The following is a 13,014-nucleotide window of genomic DNA, read 5'->3' as shown; positions in this document are numbered from 1 at the left end:
AAATTTACCTATAATCAGTTATTTTTATTAATATTACGGTTAAGTCTTCGCTGTAATGTGTTCATTAAAAATAATAGTATAAAAGCGATCAATAACATGGTTATACCTATGGCTGCAGCAGCATCATAAGCATATTGATCAAGCTTTGAGACAATTAATAATGGCAAGATTTCTGTTTTAAATGGAATATTTCCAGCAATAAAAACGACTGAACCATACTCACCAATAGCCCGAGCAAAAGCGAGCGTAAATCCAGTTAACCAAGCAGGTAAAATAGCGGGTAAAATAATATGCATAAAAATTTGCCTCGGTGATGCGCCAAGCAGACTGGCTGCCTCTTCCTGTTCGCGTGGCAAGTCAGCCATTACAGGTTGTAAAGTGCGGACAACAAACGGCAGCGTGACAAATAAGAGTGCTAAGGTAATACCAATTGGCGTATAAGCGATCTTAAAACTAAACCAATAGCCAATAGGACCGTTTTGAGCATAAATTGCGGTTAAAGCAATACCCGCTACTGCAGTTGGCAAAGCAAATGGGATATCGATACAGATATCCATTATTTTGCGTCCTGGAAAACGATAACGCACCAGCACCCAAGCTAACAATAAACCAATAAAACTGTTTAAACCCGCACTTATCAATGCGGTACTTAATGAAAGCATTAGCGCTAATAAAAATTGTTTACTGATTAATAATTTTTCCCATTCATGAAAAGATAATTTAGTTGAATAAACAAACAAGCCTAATAGTGGAATGAGAACAATCAAACTAAGAAAAGTTAAAGTATAACCTAACGTTAAGTTAAATCCGGGTATATTCCGTTGTTGTTTAAAGCTTGCCACTTTCATAACTTATACCTTTAGAACTCATACCTTTAGAATTTGTATCTTTATAAAGTAGGGTTAAGTGATAGCAACACATAACCATAATAAGCAATGTTTAGTTTATCTCAGCATAAATTGCATCAAAGATTGCACCATCACTAAAAAAGGCTTTTTGTACTTTCTGCCAACCACCAAAGAAATCATTAACGGTGACTAATTTAATTTCAGGAAACTGCTTAGCATATTGTTTAAGGATTTCAGGATTTACTGGTCGATAAAAATGCTGAGCAATAATATGTTGTGCTGGTTCACTATATAAGTACTCTAAATAGGCTTGCGCTTGCTTACGTGTGCCTTTGCTGTCTACTACTTTATCCACTAAGGCGACGGTTGGCTCAGCTAAAATCGATAATGACGGCATGACGATTTCTAACTGATCGCCACCTTGCTCTTTTAACGCTAAATAAGCTTCATTTTCCCAAGCAATCAATACATCACCTAAACCTCGTTGCACAAAACTAATGGTTGCCCCTCTAGCGCCAGTGTCTAATACAGGTACATGTTGATATAATTTGGTTACAAATGTTCGTGCTTGTTCATCATTACCGTAAGTACTTCGAGCATAAGCCCAAGCAGCTAAAAAATTCCAACGCGCCCCGCCTGATGTTTTGGGATTGGGTGTTATTACTTCAATATCATCTTTAATTAAATCACTCCAATCATGAATCTGTTTTGGATTACCTTTACGGACTAGAAATACAATCGTTGAATTATAGGGCGCACTATTATTTGGTAATCTACTTTGCCATTCAGGTGATATATTAGTCTGATAACGATTTAACGCATCAATATCACTTGCTAAAGCAAGCGTCACAACATCCGCTTGTAAACCATCAATCACTGAACGCGCTTGCTTACCAGAGCCTCCGTGCGAATTTTTTATAGTCAGCGTTTCACCTGTCTGCTGTTGCCAATACTTAATAAAGGTCTGATTATAGATTTTATAAAACTCACGAGTTGGATCATAAGAGACATTAAGCAATTCAACACTATAGGCTTGCCCCATAAAAGTACATATTGCAAATAAAATTAAGCTAATACTTAACCAATATTGTTTGCGAACGATAGGTGATTTTTTCACTTGATACCTCATATTATTAAAGGACATTAGCTTTTTTTGATACGAATACCAAGATTAGACCAAATTATCGAAAGATGCGAAAACGATTATTTTGCATTAAGTTATAACAAAAATAGATATACTAAGGAGAGGATTTAAATTTAGAGTTAATTTTATTCAGTATTATATAAATGTTAATAATTATGTGCTGAGTATATGGATTTTATGGATGAGTGGTTTTATCTTTGTATTACATCAATAATTTATCTTAATAAAAGAAACCACGGATAGAATTTACTGACAGCTAAAAATTAGTTATGTTTGTTTTATTTACATTTTAAGTGCGAATGGTAGTTTTAATACAGAAAGCCCATTAAAATATAATCCCCCACAACGATGGCATAACCTCTTTTATCCTCAGTTATTTTAATAGTTTTATTTATATGTTTTTTTAATATACAAAATCATAGCTATCAATTTTATCTTAAAAAATTATATTAAAATGTGATCTATATCGCTTAAGATCAGGCTTAATACCACCATATTTTGTTTTTGCTGAGAAAGTATTATTACCATCTAAATCGCAAAATAGTCTGACAACTATAATGAATAATATTAAAACATTCCAATGAGATAATGGTAATTTTTCGAACCAAAGTGGTTTTGTTGCGTGAAGATTAATTTAACCACACCATAGCCTAACTGTTGACGAAGTTGCACAACCATACTCAGTGCAATAAAAGAAGGTTTTGAGGAAAAGATATTAAGGCGTGATGTGATTTGATCCATTAATTTTTGTCGATTTAAAATTATTTCTTCCTTAGCATAAGCCATCATTTCCATTGATAATCGACATTTGTAAATGGTCACAAAATCACTATCGACCCAAAAACAATTAATTTATGAACAGCTAAGTTAGCAGAATCCATAAATTATCTGTAAGTAAATTGTTGTGTCGTTTCGAGAGGCTGACTGAGTAGTTATATAATAAAATCCATAATGTTTTTATTTCATTATGGATTTTTAATAATGTAAGGATATAGCAATCGATCATTTTGATGTTAACTGATCGACATTATTTTTAAAGTCACGTGTTTAACTTCATCAACAATATTATTAATTGACCCCGTATAAGAGTAAAAGGTTTCATTTAGTATTATACGGTAAGTCATATTCACCTCTATTTGAATTTGATTAACATGTCACTAAAGCCAGTTTTAAAATAATCATTTAAAACATTTTTGAGTAAATAAGGCGCTCTAGGAATAGCATCAACCGTATCTCCAGCAATATGGGTGGTTAAAGTGATGTTATCTAAATCCAATAAAGGATCATTTTCTTCAATAGGTTCAACCCAGCTCACATCAAGCGCGGCACCAGCTATTCTTTTATTTTTTAATGCATCAATTAAGTCATTTTTATTTAAAACCCCTGCTCTAGCTGTATTAATAATATAGCTATTAGGTTTCATATTATTTATGACATCTTTATTTATCATATTTTCGGTTTCAGGTGTTAATCGCATATGAAGAGAAAGAATATCAGATTGTTTTATGACTTCATCAAAATCTAGAAAATCGATAACTAATCCTTCTGCGGTTATTTTTGATTTATCAATAAATGGATCATAGGCGATAACTTTAACGCCTAGGGCATTTAGTCGTTTAGCAACGAGCTTACCTATATAACCAAGACCAATTAACCCAACAGTGTGATTGGCTAATACCGTTTTATATTCATCATTAGAAAAACTTTTACGCCAATTGCCTTTTTTTATTTCATAATGTGCGCGTGCTATATTGCGCGTCTCGGTAAACATCAAACCTAATGTAAAATCAGCAACCGGTTCAGCGTTACGAATTACATGTATTAATTTGATATTTTTTTCTTTCATGGTATCAAGTGCAATATGCTCTAGACCACCTCGACAAGTACCAATTAACTTTAATTTAGTCGCTACTTCTAGCATTTTTTTGGAAATTGGGGCTATATGAACAAGTACATAATCAGCATCCTTCATTTCCTCAATAATGCCATCAGGAATAGCTACTTTTTCTGGGCCATTTTTTTCTATTTCTAATATTTTTTCTTGAAATTGTTCTTTTTTCAGATCAGAAAACCATTCAAAGGTTTTAATTTCAAGGTCACCTGTTTTTTCAGGAAAATTAATATCTTTAGCTGCATCAATTAGTGTTTTACTACTTACTAAAGTATCGCCTATTACAATTAATTTCATTTTTCTATCCTTAACTTATTGTTCTTTAACATAATTATCGCCTAACGCTTGTCTTTCTAAATAATCATGAATTGCATCTCTTTTAAAGCGCACAAACAGATAGAAAACAATATAAACAATAACGCTCAAAGCTATGTATAACGGGTTTTGTGTTAAAAAGATTAAGAAAAGTCCACCCATTATGTGATTAGTCATTACTGCAAAACTACAAATTAACATTGCTCCAGCAGGTAATATAAAGCCTATATCTTGTGCAACATTGGTAAAAATAGGCGCTACGGCTGTAATTACATATAACCCTCCTACACACCAGATGGTTCCTGTAATCAATGACTTAAATATGTTGCCGCCAGAAATAGCGATGATTAATTCAATCATATATGGAATGGCGATAAGATCGACCATAGGTAATGTTTCATTGCCTGGCAAAATGATTGCCAAAATAAAAACAATTGGGATAAGTAACATGCCAGTTAATAATGTTGCTGACTCTCCATAACCAGCAGCATCATTGATAGCTAAATACCACACGCGATTTTTGGCACTATTTTTTGCCGTCTTTCTTGATGCATCGGTGATGGTTGTGAATGCAGAGGCAAAAACACCGGCTATTTTAGGAAAAACACACATCACTGTTGCTGTTGCCACACCGACTTTTGTAATTTCGCCCCACGCTTCAAGTTCATTTAAACGGGAATAATTGCCAGCAAAACCGATTAAACAACCTAAGATTAATCCTAATGAAATAGGTTCACCCATAAATCCTAGTTTTTCTTGTAGTGTTTGTGGATTCCATTTTACTTTATTCGCCCCTAGTTTATTTAAAATCCAATCTACAACAATGGCTAGCGGTACTGAACATATGTGGTGTGGAGCGGTCATGGTGCAGCCAGGATAACCATAATAATTTGACCATCTTTTGGCTACAACTTCAGAACAAACAAGAGAATAAAGATTAGATAAAATCATTAATCCAAGAGATAATATTAAATTATTTGTCGCTATATAAAGCATTGATCCCCAAAGCATAAATGAAAAATTGTTCCACATATCAGAAGGCATAAAAATGTTTGTAAAACGACTAACAAATAGTAGTACTTGAAAGACTAAACCTAATCCTAAAAAAATCATTCCTACTTCAGTTGAGTAGGCTACAACACTCGTTGCCTGCCACCCAGTGTCTAAAATTCGCAAAGATATTCCAGATGTTTCAACCATTCTATTTATAACGGGAGTAACAATAGGAGTATATGCACCTATTAACATGCCAAAACCAGTTAAACCAATGCCAGCATTAAGACCAGCTTGAAATGCTTTTTGAGGTTTAACTTTCATTATCAAAGCAATTATATAGATAATGAATGGGACAACAATTGCAGCTCCAAATGAGCTCATAATATTTGAAAGTAACTCTAGCATTAGTTGATTCCTTTCTTAAGTAACGCCATAAAGCGGAAAAATGTTAATTAAGTAACAGAAAAACCTTTCCAACCAATTGAAAAGGCTTATCTAGCTAGTTAAATTTTCAATTCTTCTACTTTACGTAATAATTCTTCTATAAATCCTTCTTCATCCATTCCTGTTAGTAAACCAACAGCATTGATCGTCGGAATATCATATTTGGCTTTTAATGGGCTGGTGTGTACGATTACATCCCATTTCCCAGTACTTAGTTGTCCGTCAACGCCACCGGGATTAACTTCGACTGTTTTGGCTTTATAGCCATTAACCTCTAAAATATCTCTTACTTTTTCAGCGACCATAGAACTTGTTACTGTCCCAGAACCACAAACAGAAATAACATTAATATTTTTCATAACATACCTCACATGCCTCTTAGATTGTCTATAAAATCCCGTCTCTTAATGTCAAATTAAATACTTTGGCGAGATCTTTTAATTCTTCGGTGGTTATCGATTGTTTTATTCCGGTTGTTACCGATGCTGCTTTTAAATATATTTCCGCGGCTTTATCAACGGTTTCAACTAATCCAAAAGCATCATCTATATTTGATCCTGCACCCATGATTCCATGGTGAGCCCAAATTACGATTCGGCAATATTCCATTTTTTTGGCTGATTCTAAACCGAGATCAATCGTTCCTGCCGGCATCCAAGGAACAATTCCTACTCCATCAGGGAAGACTATGGCGCACTCAGTTATCTGTTGCCACAGAGTTTTTGTGAATGATTTCTCATCTAAATCATGAATGAATGTCATGGCAATCGTTGATGTCGCATGAGTATGAAATATAACTCGATGTTCAGGATCTTGAGATAAACGGACAGCATGGCACTTTAAATGTGATGCTAATTCACTTGTAGGGTTTCCACCATTAACTAATCCCCAAAGTTTTTGATATTTTTTACCATCACTAGATATTCGAATAATAACTAAGTTGTCAGCCGGATTTTTAATTACATTACGGAAATATTTGCCAGAACCTGAGACTAAAAATATTTTATTTTTTAATTCAGGAAGAGGAATAGGCATTTCCGTTTCAGATTTAATATCATTAACATTAAGATAAGGCGCTACTTCTTCTTCTTTAAGTAGATAGCTAATATTTCCTCCATTTCTTTCCGCCCAACCTTTTGCCCAAAGTTTATCTGTAATATCACACATCTCTTGAATGAATGGCGCATTTTCAATATTGTATATAATCATCGTTGTTTACCCTGTTATTTAAAATTAATAAAAAAATCATAAATATCTTTTTCATTATTTAGAGAAATTAAAGTTTTTACTTTATTTTCATTACTAAATAACGAAATTAGTTGTTGTAAAATAGTGAGTTGTGTTTCGGCATGAGTTACACCAAGAGAAAATATCCAGTTAACATCAATTTTCTCGTCCTCCGTTCCCATGGCACCAAAAGATAATGGTTTTTCCATTTTGGTAATAAAAATGAAAGGCTTTTTTATATGAATGGGATCGGTATGAGGAATTGCTATATTTAATAAAGGAGTAGCTAGCCCGGTTGGATATATTTTTTCTCTTTCAATTACATTATTTAAGTAACTTTTTTCAACATAACCATGCTTTAACATAATTGAACTTATATTGCTAAATAACTCTCTTTGATTAAGATAAGAATCACTTAACTGAATAAATGCTGGTGATAAAAAAGATTCAAAAGATATGAGATTTTCCATAAAATAACCGTTTTTATTTAAAGTAATTGCAATTTTTAACTAGGTATTTAAGTTAAAAATAACCGTTAAATTAGATATTAACGGGTTAAATTATTATTACCATGAGCCTATGGACATGAAGATAAAAAACGTGGCAATCTAACAAAAATCGATGTGATAAACTTCACATATAATTTAAAAAAGTTTTTTCATCTATCTTTAGCTCAATGGCCAAATACTTTTTGGAAGGAATCTTTTTTGAATCAAAGTTGGCTTAAATTTTGTTTATCTGGCAATACCAAGTTGAGTTTCTCTTGGGGTGAAATTAAATTCTTTTTTAAAACAAGTGGTAAAATATGATTGATCATCAAAACCATTATTTTGTGCAATTAAGGAGATACTTTTATTCGTATATTTAAGTTGATAAAAAGCATTAAATAAACGTAATTTGACCAAATAACGTTGTGGAGATAAATTTATGTCTCTATTGAAATATCTATGCACCGTTCTAATTGAAACAGAAAATTGATCTGCTAAATTATTCCAATCAATATCTTGTTCAAAATTCCAATGTAACCAACGAATTAACTGTAAAATACGCCGTTCGTTATTATTGTCCTTATTATAAAAATAACTACAGTATCTTAGTAAAATTAACAGCCGTAAAAATAGACTTTCTTGTTCTATATATGTCTTATTTTGACTATCAATTAATTTTTTTAGTAAATCTTGAATTTTGGAAGCGCTTTCTAAATCTAAAAAACGGTGAATATGAAATGAAGCAAATTGCTTTGGTATGAGGGCCTCAAAACCTTTAATTAACCAAAATTTATCTGATGGTTGATAAAATATACTTATCGCATTTAAATTTTGTGTAGTTTCATAAATATGTAAATCAGTTGATTGGGTAAAAAATAACATTCTAGGATAAATAGGATAAGACTTACCATTAATAACATGTAACCCAATGCCATCAATAATGAAGGTTATTTTATTATAATTAAAATTAGGCTTTGGCGAGTAATTCTTCGGAATACGGGAGGTGATGATAATATTTTGGTGTTCTGAGATAAAATAATCTTTAAAATTTTGAGAGTCCATTCTAGTTTCCTTTCGTCACAAAAATTACTTAATTTATTGATAAGTAATTTTTGAGATTATCATTTATCAATTTTAAGTATAATCATTCAGATGAAAATAAGTAAAATTTATTAACGTTATTGTTGGTTATTTTCGAACATTGATCACATATAAAATGTCGACACTTTTTCATATAACAAAATTAAGGGGTAACAGTCTATTAAATACCATCGGTGTCAAATAACCTGATGATGAATGTCGCCGATTGTTGTTGTACCTATATGCATAAGCAGAAAAACCTTATCGTAGTTCATTGATATTAGTGAATTTCTCATTTTTGACAGATTTAGTTTTCATCGTCTTAAAAGCCACCGCAGAACGTCGATTATCTTTGGTTTTCAATGAATCAGTTGTGGAGTAGTGTGTTATCCATCTCTCGAATATTAATGATTGTAAACAATAGGTAGTAGCCACTACCAACAAGGTAAAATACGGACTCAATGAGTTTAAGAATATGCCTAGACACCTTATTTTACCGTCGGTGTAAAAGCAATTGTGATTGTTGCTGATCTAATTTATATAAATGTGGGGGGAAGCGATTATCATTGGGTTATTTAACCTCGATAACATTGAAGAAATAGTTATCCGTTGATTTGGTTGTTTGCAAAAGTATCGAGATCCGAACATCTCATTTTATTGGATTATGAAGTAGCTTCTTTTTATCTGTAAATCGATAGTTTACTGTAGTTATAAATAATCAGATTAAGGTAGTAAATAATGTTATTAATCTATTGGTTAACTGATATTTATTGGGGGGCTATTAATCTTATTTTCAACGGTTACTATGATAAATAACCCCATTATTATGACTATTTTCTGTTGCTTTATAAAACTGAAAATAGACGATGATTAGGGCTAGAAAATTTCACTTATCTGATTCGGTCTTGGCAAACTCTATTGATATTTGGGTTAGTAAAAATATCAAATTCATCATAACTGGTTGATGAGAATTCGCTTACTACCGCACCGTCAGGCCCGGCTTTAAACCAATGTTTAATATTTGGGTCGATGGTATATTGCTCACCGGGAACTAACACAATCTCTTGGCAGGCAGTATAGTATTGTTGATTACCACCAAGTGGTAAAGTACAAGATATATTGGCCTTATTTTCACCTTCAACATATAAATATACTTTACCCCATCGACAACGAAATGTTTCTTGTTTTCCTCTGCTGTTGTTGATGTCAGGATGTCGATGTTCAGGGCAGGTTTGATTAGGTAGTAATACCATTTCTTTGGCACAATATCGGTCAGTATTAATATAAATAATTAAATTTAATCCTTCATTGTCAATATTATTTAAACCAAAATCAGCAAACTCAATATTATTTAACTCTTGTTCGGTCAAAATAAGTTGAGCTTTTTTATATAACTCTTTGACATTATTCTTATAATCTTCACTTACTAACATAATACACCTCATATAACTAAAACTAAGTCTATATATAGATGGCTATGGTTTAATCGATAATGACTTGCATAACCATCTAATTTTTATAAAGTTAGCTGATTTTTATTGCATCTAAATCAATATCTTTCTCGTCATCAATAGTGAGTTGATTGTTATCATCGAGATTAACTCGCTTTTTCAGCACAAATAATATAATTGCGGTAGCCAGTGAGCCAGCCATTAAGGCAATAAACCATTGGATAGGATTCGCCATTGTCACCATGGCAAATAGTCCACCTGCTGGTGCCGGTGTAGCACTTCCACACGCCATACTAATTGCACCGCCAACAGCGCCACCGACCCCGGTTGCTATTAAACATCTGAGTAAGTCATTAAAGATAATCGGATAGCAACCTTCAGTGATTTGGCACACTCCCATAGGAAATGCGGCTTTTAATGTTTCAACTTCATTGTGGGTATAAATATTTTTAGAAAATATTTTTTGCATAAAGTAAGCGATTGTCATTCCAAAAGGCGTTACCATTGAGGCTAAAATCATAACTGCCATTGGTTCATAGCCATTTGGACCTAATGAAAGTAAAAACATGACCACGGTTTTATTGATTGGACCACCATAATCAATTCCGGAAAGAACACCTATAATTAATCCATATACAATTTTTTCACTGGTATTAAGATTTTTTAAGTAGTTCATCAGTAATTCAGTGAATGCAGCAATCGGGGTGCCGACAACGTAATACATTATAAGGCCCATGGCAAACGCCGATAATAATGGAATAATCAAAACTGGTCTTAGCCCTTCAGCCCAATGTGGTACTTTAATTTTCTCTCTGAGAAGTAAAGCAATATAACCGGCAATATAGCCACCGATAAAACCACCGATAAAGCCTGCGCCGATATTAATCGCAATTAATCCGGTCAAAAAACCGGGAGCAATGCCTGGTTTATCGGCGATAGAATAAGAAATACCGGTAGATATCACTACAGGTAGCATTCCAAGAACTAATACCCCCATAGTCGAAAGCGCATCAACTAATCGGAAATCATCATGGAAACTATTCATGACTTGTCCACCAAATAGACTACCTATAGCGAGACAAAAACCGGCACTGACAACAATTGGTATTAAATATGATATAGCCGTTAGAGCATGGCGCTTTAACGCTATTAATTTGAACATCTTCATGTGCAACCTCACCTGTAAGATTGTTGAGAAATAGCTTCTTCGATTTTCTTAATTAATTTATTGGGGGACTTTATGGCGATTTCCGTGGGGACCTCAATGATTTTTTTGTCGGCAAATCGTTCTCTACCAGATACTTTTACATCAATAGCTAATATAACAATATCAGCACTTTTGATTAATTCATCTGGAATTTCATCTTGTACGCCTATCGTACCTTGGGTTTCAATATGTATGTTATGCCCAGCATTTTTGGCCGCAGTGATTAATTTTTCTTTTGCAATATAAGTATGTGCAATTCCTGCAGTACAGGCAGCGATTCCAATAATATTCATAGCCTTTGTCCTTTTTAATTACAATTACTTGCTGATAAATTTGCTATCAGCAACTAGTGAAAATTTGTTTAATTTCCTGACTATCATTTGCTTTTAACAATCTATCAATAACATCATCATTACCAAGCTTACCGGCTAATTGTGCCAACAACATCAGATGTTCATTAGCACCATCATGATTAGCGCTGACTGAGAATAAAAATATTAATTTAACTCCTTTACCATCAAGAGTTTCCCATTGAATTTCTTGGTTGAATTTCCCAATAGCAATACCATTTCGTAGTACGCTATCGCTTTGACCATGAGGAATAGCAATATAATTACCTATACCTGTTGCTCCCAATGATTCTCTATAATAGATATCTTCCAGAAATGAACTAATATCATTAATATAGCCAGCACTAAGTAGTTTTTCTGATAAAATCAGTAATGCTTCATTTTTATCTTTTGCATTAATATTGGTGGTAATGACTTGTTCATCTAAAATTTTATTTAATGACATAAACTCTTCCTCTTATTAAATGTAATAATCCATTGTTGGTTGCCGGTCGACAATTAACCGGCGTTTAACTTACATTTATTAATATGAACAAGCTGTTAGCTATTTGTTCTTATCTAGCCTTAAAATTTATCGATAATATAAAGATGCTTTATTATCAGCTTTAAATAATTTAATTTTTTGCTCCGCGACTCTTTGTGTCTCTCGCATGCAAGGTGGGAATAAAACATTAGGCTCTCTAATCTCGTTATTACCGCCATTTAACATCTCGCGTAATTTGTTAGCAAAACAGATTTTTATATCACTAGAAATGTTTATTTTGGCAATGCCTAAATCAAGCGAAGCGGCAAGTTCATCATCAGCATTACTCGAACCGCCATGAAGTACTAATGGGATTGCGACCAGCTTATAAATTTCTTTCAGAATATCTAAACGTAATTTAGGAACTAAATGTTTAGGATAAATACCGTGTGATGTACCAATAGCAACCGCAAGAGAATCAATTTGGGTTTCTTCAACAAATTCTTTGGCTTTTAGGGGATCGGTGTAGATAATTTCACTGGCTCCCCCTTCAACGCTAGAACCTGTGTCGCCAATGGTGCCTAACTCTGCTTCCACTGACACGCCAACACTATGTGCTAATTTTACGACTTCTTTAGTAATCCTAATATTTTCCTCAAATGGTTGATGTGAACTGTCTATCATTACTGAGGTGAAACCCAATTGAATGGCATGGGCGACTTGTTGCATGTTGGCGCCATGATCTAAGTGAATACAAATAGGGATTTTACTGTGATTAGCTTCATAAATAACTTGACTGATAAAACTATCTTTTAAGAAAGCAAGTTCATCAGGATGAATGGCCATTATAAATGGTGCGTTAAGACGTTCAGCCGTTTCCATGACTGAGGTAAGTAATTGCCCACTACCCGCATTAAAAGCCGGTACAGAAAATTTATTTTTTCTTGCTATATCTAGCATTTGTTTACCAGTGATTAACATAAGCTACTCCTTAAATTGCTATTATTAACATTTTTCTTTTTTTTATTTTTCTTTTCTTTCTTTTATTATTTTATTCTTCCTTATCGATGTCAATTGTTTTTTTTGTTTTCTTTTTATGGCTATTTTCTT

The 13,014-nt window shown here is 33.1% G+C and carries 14 protein-coding genes; all 14 read right to left on the bottom strand.

The window, feature by feature from the left end; all coding sequences use genetic code 11:
* Positions 1-14: 14 nt before the first annotated feature.
* The 14 genes from cysT to DKK70_RS15710 all read right to left on the bottom strand — a co-directional run bounded on the left by cysT (position 15) and on the right by DKK70_RS15710 (position 12,885).
* The gene (gene cysT / locus DKK70_RS15775; protein ID WP_110434833.1) at positions 15-848 is read right to left on the bottom strand and encodes a sulfate ABC transporter permease subunit CysT; all 834 of its coding nucleotides are present in this window, start codon (positions 846-848) and stop codon (positions 15-17) included.
* A gap of 91 nt (positions 849-939) precedes the next feature.
* Positions 940-1,977, bottom strand: coding sequence for a sulfate ABC transporter substrate-binding protein (locus DKK70_RS15770; RefSeq protein ID WP_110434832.1), 1,038 nt, complete (start codon positions 1,975-1,977; stop codon positions 940-942).
* A gap of 582 nt (positions 1,978-2,559) precedes the next feature.
* Positions 2,560-2,814: a transposase domain-containing protein gene (locus tag DKK70_RS15765; protein ID WP_146210890.1), complete on the bottom strand. Its 255-nt coding sequence runs from the start codon at positions 2,812-2,814 to the stop codon at positions 2,560-2,562.
* A gap of 310 nt (positions 2,815-3,124) precedes the next feature.
* The gene (locus DKK70_RS15760; RefSeq protein ID WP_110434830.1) at positions 3,125-4,180 is read right to left on the bottom strand and encodes a 2-hydroxyacid dehydrogenase; all 1,056 of its coding nucleotides are present in this window, start codon (positions 4,178-4,180) and stop codon (positions 3,125-3,127) included.
* 15 nt (positions 4,181-4,195) lie between these two features.
* Positions 4,196-5,599 carry a PTS galactitol transporter subunit IIC gene (locus DKK70_RS15755; RefSeq protein ID WP_110434829.1) on the bottom strand — a complete coding sequence of 468 codons (1,404 nt, stop codon included), beginning with the start codon at positions 5,597-5,599 and terminating at the stop codon, positions 4,196-4,198.
* Positions 5,600-5,697: 98 nt separating this feature from the next.
* On the bottom strand, positions 5,698-5,997 hold the full coding sequence (locus tag DKK70_RS15750; RefSeq protein ID WP_110434828.1) for a PTS sugar transporter subunit IIB: 300 nt from the start codon (positions 5,995-5,997) through the stop codon (positions 5,698-5,700).
* Between the two features lie 28 nt (positions 5,998-6,025).
* Positions 6,026-6,847, bottom strand: coding sequence for a rhamnulose-1-phosphate aldolase (rhaD, locus tag DKK70_RS15745; RefSeq protein WP_110434827.1), 822 nt, complete (start codon positions 6,845-6,847; stop codon positions 6,026-6,028).
* Between the two features lie 14 nt (positions 6,848-6,861).
* Positions 6,862-7,335 (bottom strand): PTS sugar transporter subunit IIA, encoded by a 474-nt coding sequence (locus tag DKK70_RS15740; RefSeq protein ID WP_110434826.1) that lies wholly within the window; start codon positions 7,333-7,335, stop codon positions 6,862-6,864.
* A gap of 264 nt (positions 7,336-7,599) precedes the next feature.
* A complete protein-coding gene (locus DKK70_RS15735) occupies positions 7,600-8,415 on the bottom strand; it encodes a helix-turn-helix domain-containing protein (RefSeq protein ID WP_110434825.1) in 816 nt (271 codons plus the stop codon).
* A gap of 908 nt (positions 8,416-9,323) precedes the next feature.
* A complete protein-coding gene (locus tag DKK70_RS15730) occupies positions 9,324-9,866 on the bottom strand; it encodes a D-lyxose/D-mannose family sugar isomerase (RefSeq protein ID WP_181416035.1) in 543 nt (180 codons plus the stop codon).
* A gap of 91 nt (positions 9,867-9,957) precedes the next feature.
* The gene (locus DKK70_RS15725; RefSeq protein WP_110434824.1) at positions 9,958-11,052 is read right to left on the bottom strand and encodes a PTS fructose transporter subunit IIC; all 1,095 of its coding nucleotides are present in this window, start codon (positions 11,050-11,052) and stop codon (positions 9,958-9,960) included.
* 8 nt (positions 11,053-11,060) lie between these two features.
* The gene (locus tag DKK70_RS15720) at positions 11,061-11,384 is read right to left on the bottom strand and encodes a PTS fructose transporter subunit IIB (protein WP_110434823.1); all 324 of its coding nucleotides are present in this window, start codon (positions 11,382-11,384) and stop codon (positions 11,061-11,063) included.
* 46 nt (positions 11,385-11,430) lie between these two features.
* The gene (locus DKK70_RS15715) at positions 11,431-11,886 is read right to left on the bottom strand and encodes a PTS sugar transporter subunit IIA (RefSeq protein WP_034884675.1); all 456 of its coding nucleotides are present in this window, start codon (positions 11,884-11,886) and stop codon (positions 11,431-11,433) included.
* 126 nt (positions 11,887-12,012) lie between these two features.
* Positions 12,013-12,885, bottom strand: coding sequence for a ketose-bisphosphate aldolase (locus tag DKK70_RS15710; protein ID WP_110434822.1), 873 nt, complete (start codon positions 12,883-12,885; stop codon positions 12,013-12,015).
* Positions 12,886-13,014: the final 129 nt, after the last annotated feature.

It is taken from the genome of Gilliamella apicola (assembly GCF_003202655.1).
Classification (GTDB): domain Bacteria; phylum Pseudomonadota; class Gammaproteobacteria; order Enterobacterales; family Orbaceae; genus Gilliamella; species Gilliamella apicola_R.
This window is presented reverse-complemented; position numbering and strand designations above follow the sequence as displayed.